Annotated in this window: 17 protein-coding genes; 14 read left to right on the top strand and 3 right to left on the bottom strand. The window is 45.5% G+C overall.

Going from position 1 to position 22,543, the window contains the following annotated elements:
* Positions 1-20 precede the first annotated feature (20 nt).
* On the top strand, positions 21-1,265 hold the full coding sequence (locus tag BLS59_RS27760) for a YdcF family protein (RefSeq protein WP_091156013.1): 1,245 nt from the start codon (positions 21-23) through the stop codon (positions 1,263-1,265).
* A gap of 242 nt (positions 1,266-1,507) precedes the next feature.
* Here the strand turns inward: BLS59_RS27760 and BLS59_RS27755 are convergent, their stop codons facing one another.
* Complete coding sequence (locus BLS59_RS27755; protein ID WP_091156011.1) at positions 1,508-2,482, bottom strand: metallophosphoesterase; 975 nt, start codon at positions 2,480-2,482, stop codon at positions 1,508-1,510.
* A gap of 1,178 nt (positions 2,483-3,660) precedes the next feature.
* On the opposite strand from BLS59_RS27755, the gene BLS59_RS27750 reads away from it, so the two are divergent.
* On the top strand, positions 3,661-4,251 hold the full coding sequence (locus tag BLS59_RS27750; RefSeq protein ID WP_091156007.1) for a DUF4202 domain-containing protein: 591 nt from the start codon (positions 3,661-3,663) through the stop codon (positions 4,249-4,251).
* Positions 4,252-4,386: 135 nt separating this feature from the next.
* Complete coding sequence (locus tag BLS59_RS27745) at positions 4,387-5,478, top strand: lysylphosphatidylglycerol synthase transmembrane domain-containing protein (protein WP_091156005.1); 1,092 nt, start codon at positions 4,387-4,389, stop codon at positions 5,476-5,478.
* A gap of 398 nt (positions 5,479-5,876) precedes the next feature.
* Here BLS59_RS27745 and BLS59_RS27740 read toward each other — a convergent pair whose 3' ends face one another.
* Entirely contained in the window at positions 5,877-7,412 is a 1,536-nt protein-coding gene (locus BLS59_RS27740; RefSeq protein WP_143014266.1) for a glycoside hydrolase, read from the bottom strand.
* Between the two features lie 102 nt (positions 7,413-7,514).
* On the opposite strand from BLS59_RS27740, the gene BLS59_RS27735 reads away from it, so the two are divergent.
* The 10 genes from BLS59_RS27735 to BLS59_RS27690 all read left to right on the top strand — a co-directional run bounded on the left by BLS59_RS27735 (position 7,515) and on the right by BLS59_RS27690 (position 21,355).
* A complete protein-coding gene (locus BLS59_RS27735; protein WP_091155996.1) occupies positions 7,515-9,659 on the top strand; it encodes a glycoside hydrolase family 31 protein in 2,145 nt (714 codons plus the stop codon).
* Between the two features lie 40 nt (positions 9,660-9,699).
* A complete protein-coding gene (locus BLS59_RS27730; RefSeq protein WP_091155993.1) occupies positions 9,700-9,927 on the top strand; it encodes a UPF0175 family protein in 228 nt (75 codons plus the stop codon).
* Positions 9,920-10,375, top strand: a complete 456-nt coding sequence (locus BLS59_RS27725) for a PIN domain-containing protein (RefSeq protein WP_091155987.1) — start codon at positions 9,920-9,922, stop codon at positions 10,373-10,375. Before BLS59_RS27730 ends, BLS59_RS27725 begins: the two co-directional genes overlap by 8 nt.
* Positions 10,376-10,468: 93 nt before the next feature.
* Complete coding sequence (locus tag BLS59_RS27720) at positions 10,469-11,341, top strand: phosphatidylinositol-specific phospholipase C/glycerophosphodiester phosphodiesterase family protein (RefSeq protein ID WP_091155983.1); 873 nt, start codon at positions 10,469-10,471, stop codon at positions 11,339-11,341.
* A gap of 100 nt (positions 11,342-11,441) precedes the next feature.
* Positions 11,442-12,977, top strand: coding sequence for a GMC family oxidoreductase (locus BLS59_RS27715; RefSeq protein WP_091155979.1), 1,536 nt, complete (start codon positions 11,442-11,444; stop codon positions 12,975-12,977).
* A gap of 8 nt (positions 12,978-12,985) precedes the next feature.
* On the top strand, positions 12,986-13,960 hold the full coding sequence (locus tag BLS59_RS27710; protein WP_091155977.1) for a Gfo/Idh/MocA family protein: 975 nt from the start codon (positions 12,986-12,988) through the stop codon (positions 13,958-13,960).
* Between the two features lie 93 nt (positions 13,961-14,053).
* A complete protein-coding gene (locus BLS59_RS27705) occupies positions 14,054-14,893 on the top strand; it encodes a hypothetical protein (RefSeq protein WP_091155972.1) in 840 nt (279 codons plus the stop codon).
* A 566-nt stretch (positions 14,894-15,459) separates the two neighbouring features.
* A complete protein-coding gene (locus BLS59_RS27700) occupies positions 15,460-16,839 on the top strand; it encodes a glycosyltransferase family protein (RefSeq protein ID WP_091155968.1) in 1,380 nt (459 codons plus the stop codon).
* Positions 16,840-16,952: 113 nt separating this feature from the next.
* Complete coding sequence (locus BLS59_RS27695; RefSeq protein ID WP_091155964.1) at positions 16,953-18,404, top strand: TlpA family protein disulfide reductase; 1,452 nt, start codon at positions 16,953-16,955, stop codon at positions 18,402-18,404.
* 446 nt (positions 18,405-18,850) lie between these two features.
* Positions 18,851-21,355, top strand: coding sequence for a glycoside hydrolase family 2 protein (locus BLS59_RS27690; RefSeq protein WP_091155960.1), 2,505 nt, complete (start codon positions 18,851-18,853; stop codon positions 21,353-21,355).
* A 57-nt stretch (positions 21,356-21,412) separates the two neighbouring features.
* Here the strand turns inward: BLS59_RS27690 and BLS59_RS27685 are convergent, their stop codons facing one another.
* On the bottom strand, positions 21,413-22,009 hold the full coding sequence (locus BLS59_RS27685) for an FMN-dependent NADH-azoreductase (protein WP_091155956.1): 597 nt from the start codon (positions 22,007-22,009) through the stop codon (positions 21,413-21,415).
* Between the two features lie 106 nt (positions 22,010-22,115).
* Between BLS59_RS27685 and BLS59_RS27680 the strand changes: the two genes are divergently transcribed.
* Positions 22,116-22,499, top strand: coding sequence for a winged helix-turn-helix transcriptional regulator (locus BLS59_RS27680; RefSeq protein ID WP_240315360.1), 384 nt, complete (start codon positions 22,116-22,118; stop codon positions 22,497-22,499).
* Positions 22,500-22,543 lie beyond the last annotated feature (44 nt).

Genomic DNA, 22,543 nt, shown 5'->3' with positions numbered 1-22,543 from the left:
TAAAAATGTTTCTTTGTTATATGGATGCCAGAAAATATTTTGTAGCGCTACTGGTGGTGTTTTGCAGACTTTGCGCTGGTGCGCAGCCCCAGGTGGGCTATCAGCCAATAGGTAAAAACTTTGTACAGGCTAAAAATTACTACCTGCTTACCCTGCTGCAAAATTACAAACCCGCAAGCGTACTGATAGCGCATGACCCGGTGCTTATTAAGCTTACCAAAACCAAACTTGCCGCCATACAAAACACGCTGACTACCTGTAATGATGTCGCCTGCTACACCAACGCTATTAAATTTAATCCCGACGAAATTAAAGCCGCTGCCGAAAGGTTGACTGCCCTGTATGCCGATGATAACGCCCTGGGTACCCTGGTAAAAAAGCACCTGATACCCTCGGGCGCTTACGGCGAATATGAAAATCTAACCCCGGCAATGTTATTAGCAAAGGCTTTTGAGCAAGATGCTACCGCGGTTAATTACACCATTGATGTTTATGCCGGGGGACGAAAACCAAACTATCCTGCGGTAGATTCCATTAGCTTTAATGTGCGGGATGCAGGATATATAAAGGTAATCCATGACGGCGCGGTGGGCCTAACCACAGATAAAGACAACAGTAAGCTGTTTTTTTTACCAGCCATGAATTACGCGCTGCACTGCCTGCAAATTAATGGTCGCAATGATGCTGCCAACGACGAGCCCATGACCCTCAAGGCAAACAAAGAGGCTTACAAACGCATCAAAAACACCAATTGGAATAAATACAAATACACGCTGATATTGGTACCCGGCGAAGGCCCCGAACTACCCGGCGTGGCCATAAGCGCTGGCAGTATTGCCCGCTGCCGTGGAGCAGCCGCTAAATGTAAGGAGGGCATGGCACCATTTATTATGGTATCGGGCGGTAAGGTGCATCCGTATAAAACGCCTTATTGCGAGGCCGATGAAATGAAGCGGTTTATGATAGATTCGCTGCATGTACCTGCCGATGTTATCCTGGTGGATCCGCATGCCAGGCATACTACCACCAATTTACGCAATTGCGCACGCCTTATTTTCAGGTACGGCATCCCGGTTGCAAAACCATTTATTACCTCTACAGATAAAAGCCAGAGCACCTACATCTCGGGCATGGCCGACCGCTGCCTGCAGGAGTTGCACTACGTTCCCTATACGCTTGGCAAACGCCTTTCGCCTACCGAGCAGGAGTTTTACCCGCTTGCAGCCTCGCTACAAATAAACCCGGTTGAGCCTTTAGATCCGTAGGAAGCTGCCTCAAAAACGAAATTTTAATTCATTGCCGTTGACTTTAGCCGACGGTAATGTGAAGCATTATTGCGGGCTTCAGCCCAATTATACGGGCGGCATTTGGGCTAAAGCCCTTCGTTTTCCAGTCATTATTCCGTTGACTAAAGTCAACGGCAATGAATTTTAGATAATAGATAAATAATCAAATTCAGACAGCTATATATAAGCTATAATCACATATCGAAAAGTAGGCAAAATGCCTACTTGCTTAGTTCGGTTTGGTAAAGAACCGCGCCTGCGGCGTTGATAGCTTTAACATTAAGCTTATCGGCCCTTACCGAAAAATACATAAAACCATGTTCAGATGCCTGGAAACGGCTGTAGGGGATACCCGTAGTTACCGGCGTAAGCTCGGAACCGGCGCCCGAAATAAACTGATGGGTAAAGCCCTCAGGCTTGAGGTGTTGCAGGGAATGATCATGACCAGAGAGGTAAATATCCACCTTATGATCTTCGAAGGTTTTCGACAACGCTTTTCTTACCGTAAGCGTATCGTAATTGTTAATACGCGGGCCAACGGTATAATACGGATGGTGCCCTACAATTATCTTCCACTTTACATCGGCCGATGCCTTGCTTAACTGATCGTTTATCCAGGTTATCTGTTTTTCGGTATAATCCTTAAACGATTCGTGCAGCATGGGGTCGGTATCTATCATTAAAAAAAGGGCCTTGCCTTTGTTATCGCCCAGTGAAACTTCTTTAGTGTAGTAGCGGGCGGGCATGTTCCAGCGACGGCTCACTTTAGCGTAACGGATCTGTGCATCCGGATCGGCCAGGTAATCGTGGTTGCCCAAAATCGCAAACCAATCGCATTGCAGGGAATGTGCGGTATAAATATTTTCGAATGAGTAGTGCCACAAAGGGTCAGTTTCGCTGATAACGCCCTTGGGATAAAAGTTATCACCAACAGATATCACAAAATCATTAGGGTGACTGGCAGCCCATAAGCCCATTTGTTTGGCTACTTCCTGCTGGTCGTACTCGCCATTGCGGCCCCAATCGCCAATTGCAATAAAATACGCCGCAAAGTCATCAGATTTTGATGCGCTTGGCGACAGGTCGTCACTTTCAAAATGCGTAACCCGGCTTTCGGCAAGGGCATCCAACGGACCAACCAGTGTAGCTCCTAAAGCGCCCAGCGCCGTATTCCTGACAAAATCTCTGCGTTTCATATTGTTGGGGATGAGGATATTTTTACTTGGGCTAAGATATTAAGCAATGGTTAGGTGAATGATATTGCAGGATTAAGGAATTGTAAAGAGGGGGGGGCGGTGATTGCTCTGCATGGTGGTTGGACTCACCCCGGCTACGCTTCGCTGGCCGACCCTCTACGGCAAGCCGTAAAGAGGGTTAAGACATTTTTTCTTTTGTCTACTGTTTGTTAGTAACGGATCTCCCCTTAAATATCTCCACTAATCCGTCCCCTCTTTCCAGCGAAGCTGAAGAGAGGGTGACCAAGCGTAGCGATGGTCGGGTGAGTAAACTCTGCGTTTTGCAAATCTTCTATGACGCCCCCTTTCCTTGCGCTCGTTTGTAACGAGTGCTTAATATGTTCCTGCGTCTGCGACGCTTCTTCGCGATGCAATCGCGTAACCGGGTTAAGCACTCGTTACAAACTACAAGTGTTGGGAAGATAGAAAGGGTTGTCATTTCGAACGAGGTACGAGGAGAAATCTTATTCGATATGCATTGAAGCTATGTATCCCGCAGAAGATTTCTCTTTCGCACCACGCTTTTCCCCACCCCATGCTCTATCGAAATGACAACATTTTTATAAAAATCCATCTTCCCAACACTTAAGGGCTTCAGCCGAACGCAAGCTGAAACGCATAGTACCGAGTGACGACGAAAAATTAACATTATAAATCCGACCAATCCCTTAATCCGATAAATCGCGGTTCAGACAACCTTGCAATAGGGATGGCAGCGGATACCGGCCAATGTCATTAAGTTAAGGAATAATAACTAAAAAGTTTGTCATTTCGATACGAGGTACGAGTGAGAAATCTTATACATATCGGCGGAAACCTTGCAAAACGTATAAGATTTCTCCCGTTGGTCGAAATGACAAAATCCTTAACTTAATGCCATTGGGATACCGGCCAGTGGCTAAGGCTTGTGCAGTATGAGCGTACAGCCCGGGCCGAAGGCATTGCCCAAAGTATTATACATCTTATATCCGGGGTAGCACCTACGGCGCAAAGCTTCTTCTTGTTTTTTTGCTACAAATAGGTAGTTCCTGACGGAGCAAATAAATTGCTTATAGATAGTAAGCAGAATATGCATTGTGGATTACACCCTCATCAAAATAATCAGTTAAAAACTACCATAAAAATGTTAATTTGGCTTAATGAGTCAGCTAAATAAAGCCTTTGAACAATTTGATGCCTATAACCAGGCCGATCCTAACAGTATTTCCTGGGAGGGTGTAGTTTATCCGCAGGAATATTTTTTGGCGCTTAAGCTGTACGATTGGGTGTTAAAGCTCGACCCGGAAGCCAGCGAGGAACTGCTGTTAGCATCTCGCAGTCAGCATATTGGCCGGTGGGAAATTCCGCGTAACAGCTACCCCGAGGGGCGCGAGCCATATTTGCAATGGCGTAAAGATCTTGCCCTGCACCACGCCGAAAAAGCATCGGCTATTTTGGCCGAACTTGGCTATACCGACGCACAGATAGCGCGGGTAAAGCAAATTATCCTGAAACAAAAAATAAAGGTTGATGCCGAAGTACAAACGATGGAAAACGCCCTTTGCCTGGTGTTTCTGCAATTTCAGTACGAGGATTTTCTGCAAAAACACAGTGCCGAAAAGGTGATAAACATACTGCGCAAATCCTTATTAAAAATGGATGCGCACGGGCATGGGTTTGCATTGCAGCTTAGCTACTCAACCTCGGGAGCTTATTATATACAGGAAGCCCTTAAACTTATTGCCAAATAAGTATTATAGCGTGACGAAGCGGCGTTAGGTATTAAAAATTATTAATTTACCTTTGCGCAAATGGCAACATCGTGTTATTATATGCGTTGTTGTTCATTAAATGCTTGTTATACATATTAATACGTTACGCCCATAATGATACCTGCAAACGAGGAAAACGCCACAATAGAAGAGAAACAGGAAGTACAAAAGGTATTTAATAAAAAACTGATAATTAAGGGTGCGCTTTGGTTTGCCCTTATTACGGTTGTTACCATTGCCGGCATCTTTTTTTATACCAATACCGGCAACACGGTTAAGGCGTTGCAGCATATTTCCTACAAGTACATTTTTATTTGCCTCATTATGCTTTTTGGCGATTTGATGATGGGCAGCTGGCGTAACCATATTTACATTCGTAAGCTGAATCCGGTGGTATCGCACTGGGTAAGCTTTAGGGCCAACGTGGCCAATATGTTTATGGGGGCAGTTACCCCGGCGCATGGCGGGGCCGGACCGGCACAAATATTTGTGTACACCAGCAACGGGATGACGTTCATCCAATCCTTCGCGGTAAGCCTGATAAACATGGGTGCTACGCTGATATTTATGCCGCTGGCAGGTTTTGTGGCCATTATGTTTATGGATACCAGTTCGGTAAGCGGTATTATTCCGTCGATGCTTAAATATGGTTTCAGCTTTTTCCTGCTGTTTTTACTTGCTTTTTTACTGGCTTTCTGGAAACCGGTTTGGATGGGGGTAATTATCCGAAAGCTTGCCAACCTGGTATCGGCTATATTCCCGCGCCGCCGTGAAAAAATGGACCGCTGGGCCGATAACTCTTTCGCCAGCATTAACAAATACCAGCAAACCTGCAGCATCATATTAAAGGATAACCCAATCCTGTTTCCGCTGAGTTTGCTGATAACTACGGTAATGTACCTCAATAAATACTGTATGCAATATGTAATATTACTTGGACTGGGCATAAACGCCAGCTTGTTACAGGTGATATCTATTCAGGTGCTGATACAGTTTATGATATATTTTGCACCCAGCCCGGGTGGTAGTGGTTTTGCCGAGGTGGGGATCTCAGTATTATTCGGCCGGATTGTGCCGGCAGCTATACTGCCTATATTTACGCTGCTGCAACGCTCATTTCTGTTGTTTTTCCCGGCCATGATTGGCGCTTATGTGGTGATCAGTTTACTGAGGAAACAAACGCTGAAGCAGGATGTAACTTCTTAATAGATAGTTTGTCATCCTGAGGTACGAAGGATCTATTCTAAGAATTGCATAGCGTACAATAGATTCTTCACTACGTTCAGAATGACAACCTTTTTAAAGGATATGTGCGATTCCGAGGGGACTTGGCTTAGCAGTGAACACACCCCGCCACCGCGCGTTTCCATCGCTCGCCCCTCTCAAGAGGGGAATTAAAAAACGAGCGAAAGCATCAGTAAAAAAATAGCGGCATTTCAAACGCCGCCGCCCTGAAATCAGTTTGTCATCCTGAGGAACGAAGGATCTATTTCTTGTATAAGTATAGTCGTAGAGCAGATTCTTCGTTCCTCAGAATGACAACTTCTTTTATTTCATACACGTAATTCTTAGCCCCTCTCCCTTGGAGAGGGGTTGGGGTGAGGCTACTTAACCACTCCAATCAACGTTACTACCGAACGTGCGGGAACCGTAATATTATTGCCGGTAATACTGCCCGGTTTCAGCTCCTCTGTTTGCGATGTAGTATAGCGTTTAGTTAGCGTTATTTTGCTGTTGCCGGTGTTTAAGCTCACGGGCGTTTCATCTGTATTTTGGTTGATGATAACGATGGTAACATCCTTGCCTTTGGTAAATGCCGAAACAAGCAGCGGCTTTTTCAGTTCGGGAGTGGTGGCGGCGTCGGCATCAACACGGATGGCACCGGGTTTTATGAACCTACTATAGTTACCTAATACCCAAAGCATTTTTGAGGGGTAATAATTGCCATCGGTTTTATTTTTATCTACGTAGATCAGTCCGTCTTTATAATCATAGGGCGAAATAGCCAGCCACCACTGCCATGCCGAAGCATTGGCTGCCGTCAAATCGGTATGGATAACGCCCGCCATGTACAGGGCGGCATCAATACCAAGGTCGCGCTTGCCGCCGTCAATCTCTCCTGCATTGCCGCCCAAAATGCAATATTCTGATTGCCAGAAACTAAGGCCGGGGATGGTGGCTACGGTATCGGCCAGCATCCTGCGCATTTTTACAGCAGTTGCCATTGGCGATGTGGTGAAATAACTATGCGCCGTAATGGTTTTACTTACGCTTTTAAGATCGCCGATGTAATTGGCTGATGCCGGCCTGAAAAATTCCTGCACCTGGTTGCCCTTGCCCTGGCTGTTGCCCGAGTAGAGGTAGTTAATACTGCCCGCCTCGCCCACAATTATCTTCGATTTAATGTTATCCTTTACAAAAGCCTTATCAATAGTTTTCACAAGTCCGCTTATCTCGGCGTTGTTATAGGGGCTGCCTTCCTGCTTATTGTCGCTCCAGGCCCATTGGGGTTCGTTTACCGGGCTTATGTAGTTTAGTTTAACTTTTGTGGTTTGCTCAACACCTTTCACAACCCTTGCAAGGTAGGCGGCAAATGCATCGTACTTATCCGGGGCAATGTTGGTTTTGCTGTTACTTGCAAACCCCTTGCCATTTACAGTAAACCATATCGGCGGACTATTGCTAAACCCCAAAAACTCCTTCACTCCTCTTGCCTTGGCTGCCTTTAAAAACCATAGCTGCCCGGTCTGCGTTTGCCAGTTATAGGTACCATCGCTGTTTAAAAACGATTCGGTGCGGTGCCATTCGTCCTTGATGCCGCCCTGGTCGCCTTGCTGGGTGCTGCCCGCGCCAATATTAAACCGCCACATAGATAAGGCAATGCCCCTGGGCGAACCATCGGCATTAGTGGCCGAACTGAAAAGCAGATCAGCAATCTTGTTCCTTTTTTCATCGGGCCAATTACCAACAAACTGGCAGGCCCAGGCATCCGAGGCGCTAAAATTGCTGATTGTTTGGTGGGTGTTTAACAGGTTGATATTTACGGTAACCGTTTTATCCTGTCCGTTTGCAGAAGCGGCAGAAAACAGTACGGGGGCAATTATCAGGAGTGTTTTCTTGAGGGTAGTTGATAGTGACAAAATGGGGTATATTTTTAATTCGACTAAATATCGTACTTATATGCCTAATTTAAGCGCTGATAAAGTATTTTTAAACCCTGTATCATAGGATTATTACAATACATGAAAAACAAATTAACCTATATCTTATGCTGTTTACTGCAGCTATGTTTTTTAACCAGCCATGCGCAGGAAGCGGTTACCACCGATGTAGCGCCGGGTATTAAAAAAATAAGCACCGGCGTTATTGACAAGCTTACCCCCTACAGCTTTTGCGAGGAAAAGCCCCTGACCGATGCCCTTGCCAAACTCCCTGCCGCCAAACTTCCGTTTGATGTAAACGCCATCCGCGTAAACATTACCGATAGGGGCGTATTGGTAGAAATCCCTTTGGATGATACCGAACAACTTTATGGTTTCGGCTTGCAGATAGGGTCGTTTAACCAGCGGGGCCTGCGCAAAAAGCCCATTGTTAATGATAATCCATCGGCAGATCTGGGTTATACCCATGCGCCAACTACCTTTTATGTATCAAACAAAGGTTATGGCATTTTGGTGAACACCACCCGCTACACCACTTTTTATTGCGGCACTACTGCCAAAAATAATGGTGCGGCTGTTGTAAAAAATAATACCGGCGGCAACTCTGTCGATGAGCTTTACAAGAACAAGGATAATGGCAGCGGCAATGTATCGGTAGATGTGCCTGGAGCCAAAGGCATCGAAATATACGTTTTTGAAGGACCCGACCTGCTGAATGTGTTGCAGCGTTACAACCTGTTTTCGGGCGGTGGGGCTTTGCCTGCCATGTGGGGCCTGGGTGTTAAGTACCGCGTTAAGGCGGATTTTAGCCAGCAGCAGGTGGGTAAAATGGCCGCCTACTTCAGGGCAAACCATATCCCCTGCGATGTGCTGGGGCTGGAACCGAGGTGGCAAACGGCGGCCTATTCCTGCTCGTACGTTTGGAACAACCAATTCTTCCCATCGCCAAATGAATTTATTGATACCATGAAAAACAAGGGTTTCCATATTAATTTATGGGAACACGCTTTTGTATCGCCAAAATCGCCGCTGTATGAACCGCTTAAAACCAAATCTGGCGATTACCTGGTTTGGAACGGGTTGGTACCCGATTTTGCCGATCCATCTGCCCGCAAGCTTTTTGCCGATTATCACCAGGAAACTTTTGTTAAGCATGGCATATCGGGCTTTAAAATGGACGAGTGCGATAACTCCAACCTCACCACCGGCAACTCTACCTGGAGTTTTCCGGAGCATAGCCGCTTTCCTTCGGGTTTAGATGGCGAGCAGATGCACCAGGTATTTGGCCTGCTTTATCAAAAAACGGTTTACAATATTTATAAAACGCTTAACCTGCGTACATTTTTAGATGTAAGAGCATCCAGCTCTTTCGCGTCGTCATATCCGGCGGCATTATATAGCGACACTTATGAGCATGACGAGTATATCCGCATGATTGTTAATTCCGGCTTTTCGGGGCTGATCTGGTCGCCCGAGGTAAGGGAGTCGAAATCGATAAAGGATTTTATGCGCCGGAGTCAAACAGCGGTATTATCGGCACAAACACTTTACAATTCGTGGTACTTGCAAAACCCACCCTGGCTGCAGATAGACAGGGATAAAAACAACAAAAACGAGCTGATGCCCGAAGCCAAACAGGTAGAGGCAGATGTGCGCACGCTGCTGAATTTCAGGATGAGCCTGGTGCCTTACCTGTACAGGGCCTTTGCCGATTATAGGTTAAAAGGTATCCCACCTTTCCGCGCCCTGGTGGTTGATTACCCGCAGGATAAAAACACGTTCGATATATCAGACGAATACATGATCGGCCAGAACATACTGGCCGCCCCGCTAACCGAAGCCGCAGACGAGCGAAAGGTTTACCTGCCCGCAGGGAACTGGTACGATTTTAACACCAATCAAAAGTTTGAGGGCGGCAAATCATACACCATTAAACCATCATACACCCAACTGCCCATCTTTATAAAAGAAGGCACCATACTGCCGCTGGCCAAACCTGTAGAGTTTATTACACCCGACACCAAATTCGAGATCAACTGCAAGGTGTATGGCGCAAACCCGGTAAGCACCTCGCTTTTTGAGGACGATGGCATAACGTTTAACTTTCAAACCGGCAGCTATAATAATGTTGAGCTATCCTACATGAATAACAAAGGCAGCGTAAAACGCAGCGGCGGCTTTAAAAAACAACGGTATGTGGTTAAGGGTTGGGAAGTGATTAAGTAGCAAGCATACGCTACAATAATTAATTGCTTATATTTGATATATGAAAACAATAACGCTTAATATGCCCGATTCTTTGGATTTGGACAATAAAGAAATAGCCATGCTTGTGGCCACCCGTCTTTATGAGCAAGGGAAGCTTTCTATTGGCCAGGCAGCCGAAATTGTTGGCTTTACCAAAAGAACTTTTACGGAGCTTTTAGGCAGTTACAATGTTTCTGTTTTCAATTATCCGGCATCTGATTTAGCGCAAGATGTTTCCAATGCCTAAAATAATCATCTCTGATACCAGTTGTTTAATCATATTAAGTAATATCAATGAGCTCGACCTGCTAAATAAGGTTTATGGAAACATAGTTACCACTATTGATATTGCTACAGAATTTGGTGAACCACTTCCCGAATGGGTAATCATTGAAAAAGTAGCCGATAAATACAGTCAGCAATTGTTAGAAATGCAGATTGACAAAGGCGAATCAAGCGCAATTGCCTTAGCCCTTGAAACACCTCAAAGCACCGTTATTCTTGACGATTATAAAGCAAGAAAAATTGCGGGACAACTCGGATTAAATTTTACCGGTACAATAGGAGTAATCATCAAAGCAAAATTAAACGGAGTTATTCCGTCTATTAAGCCGATATTAGAAAAGATAAAGAAAACCGATTTTCGAATTTCGGATGCAATTGAACAACAGGCTTTGAAATTAGCCGGCGAATAATTTGACTACTTTCCATTAGCATTTTCCCCGTATTTCTGCTAACTTGTGTTCCACTAAACCAGGATATTATAAACACATTAGGGTAATTGAATTATGGGGCGTACTACTAAACTTTTCAGGACAAGCTTGCCGGTATTTGCATTGATGCTCATTACTGCAACAAGTTGCCTGGGCCAGGTTTTTCCATTAGCCAACGCGTTTTCCCATAATGATTACCTGCGTAAAAAGCCATTGTACGAGGCCCTGGATAATGGCTTTACCAATATCGAAGCAGACATTTTCTTGATAAATGATAAGCTGATAGTAGCACATTATTTCCCCTATTTTAAATCGAAAAGAACTTTAGAAGCTTTGTATCTTAAACCTCTTGCTGATTATATAAAAAACAACAAGGGCGCTATTTACTCCAATTATCAGCAGCCCATCACCTTAATGATCGATATTAAAACCGGGGCCGATAAAACCTATGCGGCCTTGAAGCCACTGCTGGCCAAATACTCGTCGTTACTTACTTCCTATGATAACGGGGTGATCTACCCGGGGTTGATAACTATTGTGTTATCGGGCAACAGGCCTGTCGCTACTATCCAAAACGAAACCAAAAGATACGCTTTTGTCGACGATCGGCTGAATGAAAACACTGCTAAAAGCACCGATGTGTATTTAATGTCGAGCTGTAAGTATTCCAGGTTTTTGCATTGGGCGGGTAAGGGAACCTTGTCCGAAAAGGAAGATGCAAAATTTAAAATGGCAATTGAACAAGCCCATGCCGAAGGCAAAAAAGTAAGACTATATGCCGCGCCAGAAAACAAAGCCGTATGGCGTTACCTGTTAGCATCGGGTGTGGATATGATAAATACGGATCAATTGGCTACGCTGAAAACATTCCTTACTGGTGCAGGGAGTTCAAATTTACAAACTTACCAATCTGTAAATAGCAGCCCTGTTTCTGCCGCAAAAAATTAATAATCCCTAATTCCTATCTGCATTTTGACAAACCCGTTATGCATACACGCGGGTAACTTTCAGTTAATATCTTTATCTTGCCGCCCTTAAATTTTTATATATGAATAGCTATGATGCTATTGTAATTGGAAGTGGTTTTGGAGGTTCAATGGCTGCTAAACAGCTGGTTGATGCCGGGATGAAGGTGTTAATGCTGGAGCGCGGCGACTGGGTGAAACGCAGCGTTGAAGAAAACTGGGGCCCTAAAGGCTCTATTGATCTTTCTCCATTTTACGATAAATCTTCCCTGTTATATGTACCCGTTGGCGGTAACAAACCAACCATGGGTTTATACTCCTGTGTAGGCGGCCCATCCGTTTTTTATGGCGGTGTATCGTTCCGTTTCCGTGAGGCCGATTTTGAAAAAAATGAGCAGATAGAGGGTAAAGACGCGCAGGGCTGGCCCATTAAATATAACGACCTGGAGAGCTATTACACCCAGGCCGAAGGTATCCTGAGTATCTCTGGCGAAACAGGTATCGACCCAACAGAACCCCGCCGTAGTGCGCCGCTGCCGCAGCACGCACCCGCCTTGGCAAATATTTCGCAAAAGGTAAAAAGCAGCGCGCAAAAACTGGGCTTGCACCCTTTTCAGTTGCCGCTGGCTATTAACTACGAAGATACCAGCAGGCAAACCTGCCTTAACTGCAAAACCTGCGATACCTTTGCGTGTGCCGTGAGCGCCAAAAACGATCTGGCTACAACCGTTATCCCGCAGCTTATGGCAAAGGGTATGGGGTTGCAGCACAACATGGTGGTAACCAAATTAAACGTACAAAACGGCCGCATTGTAAGTGTTGACTGTGTGTCTAAAACAACAAAACAGCAACATACGTTTACAGCCGATAAATTTATACTGGCTGCCGGTTCATTGGGTACGCCGCATATCCTGCTGTCATCGGGTTTGCCGCAATATAACCCCGGCGGTGATGTGGTGGGCCGTTATCTCATGCGGCATTTGAACTCCATTATATTTGGCATTTTCCCCGGCGTTGCAGATAAGGAAGGACGCTTTCATAAACAGCTGGCTATATTGGATTATTATTTCGGGCACCCCAAAGCGCCGGAGTTTAATAAACTGGGCAGTTTGCAGCAAATGCCAACGCCCCCAGGCAGCGTGGTTGAAAATGAGCTGAAAGGTGTATTAGGGAAAATGCTGAGTCCGGCGGTGAAGTTGTTGAGTGGCTTGCTGGCTATTGTTGAAGATCAGCCGCAGTACAATAATGCTTTAACTATCGATGCCTCAAATCCTGATGAATTTGGTTTGCCGCGCCCTATTATCAACCATAATTATAGCGACAGGGATAATGCCGCCATGAAAATTTTAACCGATGAGGGTAAAAAGATCATGAAGGGCGCGGGAGCGCTAACCCATTATGTACATGAGATCCGCACGTTTTCGCACGCGGTGGGTACGGTGCGCATGGGTGCTAACGAAAAAACCTCGGCCCTTGACGAGAACTGCCGTTTCCGTGGTATTGAGAATTTATATGTTACCGATGGCAGCGTAATGCCAACATCGGCCGCCCTAAACCCAAGCCTAACCATTGCGGCAAACGCGCTGCGGGTGGGCGAGATAATCACTAAATCAAACTAAAAATAAATATGTCGACCTATAAAAAGGTAGAAGGCCAGGTACGGATAGTCTTTTTAGGCTGTGGTGTAATAGCCGGTAAACACGCCAAAAGACTCAACGGCTTTGCGGGTGTTGATCTGTACTTTGCCAGCAGGGCCGAAAGCAAGGCAAAGGAGTATGCCGATAAATACAAGGGAAAAGGGTTCTTTTCTTCGTATACGGCCGCCCTCCAATCGCCGGATGTGGATGTGGTATTCATTTGCACCCCGCCGGATAGCCACCTGGAATTATCGGTAGCAGCCATGACGGCCGGCAAGCATGTCATCTGCGAAAAACCGTCATTTTTCTACTCTACCGATTTTGATACCATCGACAAACTTCGACAGGAAAAAGGCGTACAGCTGTTTGTGGCCGAAAACTATTTTTACAAACCGGCCCTTAAAAAACTGCGCGAGGTATTAGCCACAAACCCCATAGGCGATTTAAAATTCATGTTTTTTAACGCCACCAAAACCCAGCCGGTAACCGACTGGCGTGCCGATGCAGGAACGGCAGGCGGCGGCGCATTGTTTGAAGGCGGCGTTCACTGGATCAATTTTATCTCCAACCTGGGTTTAACCGTACAATCGGTAACCGGTTTTCAGCCATCAAATACCGGCAAGCCCGAACGCAGTATGCAGGTGGTAGCCAAATATGCCGAGGGCCCTATAGGTACCCTGTTATATTCCTGGGAGGTTAACGCGCTGTTTAAAGGCCTGCGTAACTCCCGTGTGTTCGGCAGTAAGGGTTCTATAAAATTTGAATCGAACGGGTTATACATTTTTGTACGCGGCCCAAAATGGAAGCTGATATTCCCCGGCATAGCCGATATTGGCGGTGCCAAAGGCATGCTTACCGATTTTATACATGCCCTTAAAACCGGCGAAGATGCGGCTTTTAACCTGCAAATGGCCAGGCGCGATGTGGAGCTGATTGAGCAGGCTTATCAAACAAGCGTCATATAACCAACACGCAACTGCAATTATATTATTTTTTATACCTTTGCCCCCTAAAAAAATACATCTTATCAACACTGCAATTAACAATACAATTAAAGCATGCAACTAATACTCATCGCAATTTTAACAGGGCTTACAGCCGGTTTACATACATCAACCTGGGGTATGTACAAAGATTCACCACATGAAGGTTTTGAATGGCCTAAATATTTCCGCAGTACCATCATATCTATGATATATGCACCGCTGATAGCTATCTGGGCTGGGTTGGATGTTACTACTGCGAATGGTATATTCCTGCTTTGGGGTTGTACTTATGTAGGCGAGAGGTTAACCGTAGAGGTTTGGAAATCATTCCTGCGTACATCCGATCAAACAAAATATTTTATCCCGATGCAGCTGCACGTTTTTGGTAAAGTTGTTGAAAGCAAACGCGACCGCTGGATTGCTGCATTCTTTTACGTAGCTATCATTTTTGGTATAGGTTACGGTATCATCACCATGTGGGGTCATTACAAAGAAGGTGGTGTTCAATGGAACCCTTATCTTATCCTGTTTATCCTTGCTATCGGTGGCTGGATCTCGGCCTTTGGTGGTGCCTGGAAAGATGCCCCTATTGAAGGTTTTGAAACATTTAAATTTTTCCGCAGCCCAAGCATCGCTTATTTCTGGGGATGGGTTGCCGCTAACTTAACAGATAACTTTTTAGCCATCGGTCTTTGCAGCATCGGTTTTACCATTGCTACTATCGAAACATACAAAACATTCTTTTTCCCTAACAAACCACGCGGTAAATTTGCCGGTAAACCAATCCTTTACCCGGAAATGCTAACCAAAAGAAAGCCTTTTGTTATCGTTTACGTTATCTGCTGGTTATACGTTATTATAGCAGGTGTACTGGCCTTCACCAGCCCGCACACTGGCTTGATAAAATGGTAAATCATAAGTTTTAGATTTATAAAAAAGGCGCCCTTTGTAAAGGGCGCCTTTTTTTGTGCTGAGAAACACACCCCTCCCCCCTCTCAAGAGGGGAATCGCACGAGGGCCGCTGCTCGTTTTTAAATTCCCCTCTCGAGGGTAATAGCCCATGAGTAGACAGAGATATCATCCCCCCTCTCAAGAGGGGAATCGCACGAGGGCCGCTGCTCGTTTTTAAATTCCCCTCTCGTTGGTAATAGCCCATGAGTAGACAGAGATATCATAAATAAGTTTGATAGGCTACCTGCCCGCCCCTTCGGGGCTACGTGTTTATAGTTTAATATAATAGAGGCTTGGCTCCGTAGGTGCCTCCTTATTTAACAGGAAGCTCCTATGGAGCTATTGATACCCATAAAATACCTATAAACACGATACTGCTACGGAGTTAGAAAATCTGCTTACGTTTTTATGGCTATTGATGGGCTATTACTCTCTCGAGAGGGGCGAGCGATGGAAATGTGGGCCCCAAAGCAACCTTTCTCATCTTGCCAACGATATTCTACTATAGGGCCCGCGCAAATACCTTCATGACCACTAAAAGAAATGCTTTTAATGCAAAGCTGACTTCTGTTGCACAACAGTGCCGCCATGCTATGCCGTGGCTTAATTTCATCTCTGCCGATCTGTGCTGCATTCTGCTGGTGAGTGCGGTTGTGCGGGGAATCTATTATTCGGTGCTGTTAAATACGAAGGCGGTGGATACGGCATCGTATCTTAACTATAATGCCAATATTTTACTTGGCGAAACAGAACGCCTGCGTACCCCGGTGTACCCGTATTTTATTAAATTGACAGGGTTGTTCGGCAGGCAAAACTTGGTGGATAATGTGGTTACCGCACAAATTTTTATTTCGTTTTTAAGCATCATTCCCTTTTATAGAACCGTGCAAATGGCCTTTAAAAAGCGTGCTGTAATTATAGCGGCGGCGTTGTTGTATGGGGTGATGCTGCCCGTAATAAACTTCGATAAGGTGCTCATTACCGAATCGCTCTCGGTTAGTTTTATGGTTGTTGTGCTTTACCTGCTGGTTAGTTATTTGCATCGCCCTGCGGGCATAAAAGCTGTTTTACTTGGTTTGATGGTGCTATTGGCCATTATGCTGCGCCCCGCTTTTATATACCTGCTGCCATTGGTGATGGTTTTTTGGCTGCTAAGGCTGATAGTATTTAAGACCGAACGCAAAACCGGCCTTTGGGGTTTAGGGGCATCGTTTGTTGTTATTGCGTTGTTAATAGGTTATTCAAACCTCAACAAAAAGCACTTCGGTTTCAACGGCATTTCGGCGGTGAGCAACAATAACCAGATGGCTGTTATCCTGAATGCCAATATGTATAAAAATGGTAACGACCCCGAGATCTCCGCAGCCATCGAAAACAATTTTGTACAGTTACGAAAACCCGAGGCGCAGCGCGGACCGATGGTAAACCTGATGGTAAGGTTTGACGGCGAACGGGTTCACCGGTTTTTGATGAACTGCATAAAAAATCAGAAGATGGTTTACGCATGGTATATTTATGATACCCTTGTTAAGCTGCAAACCCAAAATATGTTTATCAATTACGCCGGTCATAAGTTTAGCTTTCTGGCCTTCAGGATTGAGGAACTGGAAGGATTGCTGTTTCATATCACGTTCAATTTGCTGTATCTTTTTTTGATTCCCACTTTTGGTTTGATAGCTGCCCAGTGGATCAAACTGAAAAAAGTGCCTTGGCTGCCCTTTATGCTTTGGCTGCTGATTGTTGGACAAATAGCGGTTGCTATATTTGGTGGTTACGCCGATTACCAGCGCCTTATCTTGGCGGCCATCCCCGGGTTAATTGTTTTGCTGTTTAGTTATATCGATAAAATATCCTTCGCACTTGATGCCGGTAAACTGAAAAACTATCCCGGTATCGGTTCAAAATAAAGGGAGCGTAAAAAGCGTTTAGGTTTTTAAACCTTAATGTTTTATTTTGGTCTGAATGAAAAGCCGGATATCCCCTGTACCGGTTTTTATTACTTTGCCTTATCCCTATATCCATGTATAAAATACCTCTTGTTGTTTTTGCTTTGCTTGTTAACGGCGTGCTGGCCTATGGTCAAACCGCGGGTAAGGATTCTGCCCTTGCACGGTCTTTAAAAGTGGCGGCAATGGCCACACAAAAGGCAAGTTCCATCACTTTTCATTTAAATAAAGTTGCAGGTGTTGGTCCGGCAGGGTTTAGCAGTTCTGAAATAGGGACGGCAGACTCTTACAGGAACAGCAATGTGCCCCGCTTTAGGGAGGAATCCAAAGCCTACCCCGTTATGAAAAACAAGCCCGCAAACCTCACGGGTGTTATCGAATATTTTTACATGACCAACGAGGCACAATTCTATTACCAAAACTATGTTTCGGGTTTGTTCAACAAGGAGTTTCTGATGTCGAAGTTTACTGATCTGCATTTTAGTCCTGCCGATACCGTGACGCTCTCTCGCCGGCCGCTTAAATGTTACATCTCCGTACTGGCAGGCTTTAACACGGCTAACGAGCCCGTGTATATTGTTGATGCCAATAACAATGGCGACTATGCTGACGACGCTTTAAAACCCGTGTTAAAAAATGTGTATGATGAAAGTATGATAGTTAGTTCGGCAGTGCCGGTAACTCTGAGCTATTTGTTTAAGAAGCAGATAAAGGAAGAAAGCAAGTTGGTGTTTTTGCAGCAATCGCATAATCCTCAAAATTTTAGTCTGCAATTTTCCTTTCCTGAGTTCAGGTACATGCAGTTTAAATACAAGGGCAAACCGTATATGATAATTGCCGACGATAACCGGAGCATGCCCTTTTTTACTATAGTACCCGATAGGCCATATTTTACCGGTTTGGGAAAGGCAAAATCTATCAGAACCGGTCAGTTTGCCCAGGTTGGCGACGACGACTTTAAACTATCAGACATTACCAATAACGGTAACGATGTTGTACTAACCGGCGCGGATATCAGCGGCTTTGGATCGGACAAGGCGGCGATAGCCAAGCCAGTAGGCAAGGGCGTTAAGGCAACAATGGTATCAAGGCAGCTTGGTTTTAAAGCGCCCGAAATAAGGGGCGTAAACATAAACCCGCAGTTACAAACGGGTATGGCAGTAGCCACGGCTAACTTAAGAGGTAAATATGTTTTCATTGATTTTTGGAGTACTTACTGCGGCCCGTGTATTGCGGAATTTGATTTTTTAAAAGAAGCCTACACCAAATACAGCCGTAACAACCTGGAGATAGTAGGCGTTGTAGACGATCGCGACGAGAATACCACGCTGAAAATTCTAAGGGAACACAATATCCCCTGGCCCAATATCACTGCCGAAGGTAAAGCCACACAAATAAAAGGTTATGGCGATATTTTGGCGTACCCAACTACTTTCCTGCTCGATCCGCAGGGGAAAATAATAGCCCTCGATCTGCGGGGCGACGCGCTGATGAACAAGTTGAAAACACTGATAGCAGTTAAGTAGTCAAGTGCTTCTTAGGAAAGTTTTATACTTCGACTGATTTATCCAACCAGCTCTGTAAATTCAAGACGACTCACCCCGCCACGCTACGCGGGCGACCCTCTCTTCACCTTCGGCGGAAAGAGGGTAAAAAAAATATTTAGATAAATAAGTTTATTTCAAACAAATGCAATTCCCCTCTTTGCGGCTTGCCGTAGAGAGGGGTGTCCAGCGCAGCGCAGACGGGGTGAGTCGAACCGTTTGCAAAGTTTACGTCCGGAGCTCTCCAAATTCGAACCATAAAACGTTTAAAATGCGGTTTATCAAACGTTTGCGCGGTTTTATTTCACTGCCCTGTTTGGCAGCGTGCTTTTTATGTGCCTATATTTAGTTGGCTGATTGTGCTGATGCCCCGGGGTGATTTCATCCGGCGCACAAATGCTGCCTCCTTATCTCCTAAAATATAAAATTTGAAAAAGTTATTTTTAACGGTAATCCTCCTTAACATCCTGCTGCCCGCGTTTTCTCAAACCATCAACTTTGATCATGGCTGGGAAATGTTCAGGATAGATTCTGCCGCTATGCTGAAAACTACTATAGAAGTACGCAAGGGCACGTCCTTCGCTTCGCAGTTTAACCAGGAAAAAATTGTTAATAAAAACGAACCGGCCGATAGCGCCATTGCCCGCGAAGTGAGGGAAGCCATAACCGGTTTCAAAAACGAATACCCGCTTATCCGCAGTCAAAAATGGCTCAATATATCGTTGCCCCACCCGGCCCGATATGAAAACGAACTAAACCCCGGTATTAACCAGTTTACAGGTATTTGTTATTACCGTAAGCAATTTGCCGCTGCGCCGGCTTACAAGGGCAAGGTTGTTTATCTGCATTTTGAGGGTGCCATGCAAACGGCATCTGTTTGGGTGAACGGTAAATTTGTAATGCAGCACCAGGGCGGCTACCTGCCGTTTAATGTACCGCTTGGTAACTTAAATACCGGTGGCAAAAACGAGGTAATAGTACGGCTTGATAACCGAGATAATAAAAATGTGCCACCCGGTAAGCCGTTGGCTACCCTGGGCTTTTTGTACTGGAGCGGTATTTACCGCAGCGTACAATTGGTGGTTAAAGCCCCCTTGCACATTACCGACCCTACCGACGCCAACACTGTTGCCGGTGGCGGTGTGTTTGTGCGCCCCGCAAATATATCGGCAGCAAGTGCCGATTTGCTGATAAAAACGCAGCTTAAAAATGCAGCGGCTTATAGAAATGGGGCGGTTATAGTAAAGCAGATCCTGGGCATCGGTACAGAAGACTTTTGCTCAGTATCGGCCTCGGCAGTAGTTGATGCTAATTCGGTTGCAGAGGTAGATCAAAAAATAACGGTACTCACTCCTCGGCTATGGTCGCCGGATGCGCCGGTGTTGTACCGGCTTAAAACTGAGGTGTGGAGCGACGGGAAACTGGTGGATAGGTTTTCGCAAAAGATAAGCATCAGGAAATTGGCTTACAGCCGAGCCGAAGGATTCAAACTTAATGATAAGCCTTTGCGCATTGTTGGTACCAACCGCCACCAGGATTGCCCCGTTGTTGGTAACGCGCTCACGGCCGAAGCACAGTTTCGTGATTTGAAGCGGATAAAGAAGGCAGGTTTCAATTTTATCCGGCTTTCGCATTATCCGCAGGACCCTTCGGTTTATGATATTTGCGATTCGCTGGGTATAATGCTGGGCGACCCTATTCCGGGCTGGCAATTTTTTAATGATAGCGAGCTGTTTAAAAGCCGGGTTTTTAAAGATATACGGGAAATGATAAGGAGGGACAGGAACCACCCTTCGGTAATTATGTGGGAGGTGAGCCTGAATGAAACCTATCCGTCTGATAGCTTCCGCATACAATCGTCGCGCGTAGCGCATGAGGAGTATCCGGGCGATAACTTTTTTACATCGGGCGATACCTACGGCGCTAAACATACCGAGTGGGATGTGCCTTATAACAGTTGGGAGGATCCCATATCCCGCCCGCAGAATATTCAGCCAAAGGAGGCTGGTTTTGTACGCGAATACGGCGATTATGAATTTGGCGGCGCTACTTCAACAACCCGCGTAAACCGGGGCGACGGCGAAAAGGCGTTACTGCAAAATGCCTGGAACTTTCAGTGGGAGCACAACCTGTTACAAGGCCCTGCCTATTACCCCTGGACCATAGGCGATGCCAACTGGGCATTTTTTGATGGCTTTGAAGCTTTTAGCAAAAATACATCAAACTGGGGCGTAATGGATGTGTACCGTCACCCCAAATTCAGTTATTATTTTTACCGGAGCCAATTAAGTCCCACAAAAAGCATTTTCGGTGCGGATAACAAGCCCGAGGTTTTTATAGCCAACTGGTGGACACCCACCACGCAACCCCAAAAGGTAGTTGTATACGCCAATTGTGATGAGGTAGCACTTTACATAAACGGTAAACTGTTCAAAAAACAACAACCCGATGCCGGACCGGATACCGACTATGGCGACTTTGAAAAGGGCGGTAACTCCTTTGATGGCGGTAACAGCACACATCTTGATCATCCACCGTTTACGTTTAATAATGTGCAATGGCAGGCTGGTAAATTAACCGCGATTGGCTATATAAAAGGCAAAAAAGTGGCCACACAAAACGTAAATACGCCCTTAAAAGCAACCAAACTTCGCCTTATTCCCGACGACCAGGGCCTGCATTTAGCTGCCAACGGCGCTGATGTTATTTTTGTAAACGCTCTTATTACTGATAAAAAAGGAACCGTAATGTGCCTGGATAATACATCCAGGGTTACTTTCACGGTTAAAGGGAATGGGGTAATTGTTGGTCCGCGGGTGGTAAAGGCGATGGGCGGAATAGCCACCGTACTGGTACGTGCCGGAGAAAAGCCGGGAGCTATAACCATAACAGCAACCCGCCGGGGCCTTAAACCTGTTACCATTAAATATTAAAAAAGCGTCAGGATCTCAGCAGCAAATAACTGCTGAGATCCTGACGCTAAAATTGTGTTACAGCACTATGCTTTCTACTGCTTTATCCAAGGCGGTAGCCTGTAGGTCAGGGATACTCAAACCTTCGGCCCGGAATACGGTTACGTCGGTCATCCCCAGAAAGCCCAATACTGTTCTCAGGTAAGGTTCTGTAAAATCGTAGGGTTTATAGGGTCCGCTGCTATATATTGCGCCGGATGCTATAGCCAGGTATACCTTCTTGCCTTTAACCAACCCTTCGGGGCCATTTTCATCGTATTTGAATGTTTGGCCTGCACGCGCAATGTGGTTTATCCAAGCCTGTAACACCGTGTGAATGGTGAAGTTGTACATCGGCACATCTATCACAATAACGTCGGCAGCCTTCAATTCGGCAATGGCATTGTCTGAGTGTTTAACGGCTTCGGTAAGTTCGGGCGAGCGGCCTTCGGCCGGGGTGAAGAACGATTGCAAATGCACTTCCTCTAAATGCGGAAATGTGGTTTCAGAAAGGTTATGTGCTATTAATGTGCTGCCTGGATTAGCTTGCTGTACTTTTTCAACAACAGCGTTGCCCAGTTTAATGCTGGCAGATTGGGCCTTGCGGGGGCTTGATATTAAATGTAATATTTTCATTTTTTTAAATTTTGTTTGTTGGGCAAACCTATCTACATTTGGTATTAAAAAGATACTACTATCCAAAAGGATACCGGTATCCTTTTGGATAGTAGCGATATTTGCAATGATGATACAATACAAAACCAAACCCACCGCCGAGGCATGCCTGGCCAGTATTAATGCTGTGCGCGATGCGCTGTATGTACTTAATGGTAAATGGAAAATGCCGCTTATAATTGCGCTGGTAAACGGCCCCAAGCGGTTTAAAGATATCCAGCGATCATTGCAGGACATTACTCCCAAGGTGCTTTCAAAAGAACTGCGGGATTTGGAAATGAATGAATTTGTTGAGCGCAAGGTATTTGATACTGTGCCGGTTACGGTACTGTATGAGTTAACCCCTTATGCCGATACCCTGGGCCCTATTCTGGAAGCGTTGCGCGCCTGGGGCACCGAGCATAGGCAGCGCATTGTTGAAAGTCGCCGGTCGGAGCCTGTGGCTGTTTAATTTCGATTTTAATTTATATTTACTTTACTGTCAATCATTTGTAT

The sequence above is a fragment of the Mucilaginibacter pineti genome (assembly GCF_900101875.1).
Taxonomy (GTDB): domain Bacteria; phylum Bacteroidota; class Bacteroidia; order Sphingobacteriales; family Sphingobacteriaceae; genus Mucilaginibacter; species Mucilaginibacter pineti.
This window is presented reverse-complemented; position numbering and strand designations above follow the sequence as displayed.

Excerpts from the sequence above, each read along its gene's own strand:
- BLS59_RS27710 (WP_091155977.1), top strand. The coding sequence starts at position 12,986 with ATGTCGACCTATAAAAAGGTAGAAGGCCAGGTACGGATAGTCTTTTTA.
- BLS59_RS27720 (WP_091155983.1), top strand. The coding sequence starts at position 10,469 with ATGGGGCGTACTACTAAACTTTTCAGGACAAGCTTGCCGGTATTTGCA.
- BLS59_RS27700 (WP_091155968.1), top strand. The coding sequence starts at position 15,460 with ATGACCACTAAAAGAAATGCTTTTAATGCAAAGCTGACTTCTGTTGCA.
- BLS59_RS27705 (WP_091155972.1), top strand. The coding sequence starts at position 14,054 with ATGCAACTAATACTCATCGCAATTTTAACAGGGCTTACAGCCGGTTTA.
- BLS59_RS27750 (WP_091156007.1), top strand. The coding sequence starts at position 3,661 with ATGAGTCAGCTAAATAAAGCCTTTGAACAATTTGATGCCTATAACCAG.
- BLS59_RS27685 (WP_091155956.1), bottom strand. The coding sequence starts at position 22,009 with ATGAAAATATTACATTTAATATCAAGCCCCCGCAAGGCCCAATCTGCC.
- BLS59_RS27745 (WP_091156005.1), top strand. The coding sequence starts at position 4,387 with ATGATACCTGCAAACGAGGAAAACGCCACAATAGAAGAGAAACAGGAA.
- BLS59_RS27695 (WP_091155964.1), top strand. The coding sequence starts at position 16,953 with ATGTATAAAATACCTCTTGTTGTTTTTGCTTTGCTTGTTAACGGCGTG.
- BLS59_RS27680 (WP_240315360.1), top strand. The coding sequence starts at position 22,116 with ATGATGATACAATACAAAACCAAACCCACCGCCGAGGCATGCCTGGCC.
- BLS59_RS27755 (WP_091156011.1), bottom strand. The coding sequence starts at position 2,482 with ATGAAACGCAGAGATTTTGTCAGGAATACGGCGCTGGGCGCTTTAGGA.
- BLS59_RS27735 (WP_091155996.1), top strand. The coding sequence starts at position 7,515 with ATGAAAAACAAATTAACCTATATCTTATGCTGTTTACTGCAGCTATGT.
- BLS59_RS27715 (WP_091155979.1), top strand. The coding sequence starts at position 11,442 with ATGAATAGCTATGATGCTATTGTAATTGGAAGTGGTTTTGGAGGTTCA.
- BLS59_RS27730 (WP_091155993.1), top strand. The coding sequence starts at position 9,700 with ATGAAAACAATAACGCTTAATATGCCCGATTCTTTGGATTTGGACAAT.
- BLS59_RS27725 (WP_091155987.1), top strand. The coding sequence starts at position 9,920 with ATGCCTAAAATAATCATCTCTGATACCAGTTGTTTAATCATATTAAGT.
- BLS59_RS27760 (WP_091156013.1), top strand. The coding sequence starts at position 21 with ATGGATGCCAGAAAATATTTTGTAGCGCTACTGGTGGTGTTTTGCAGA.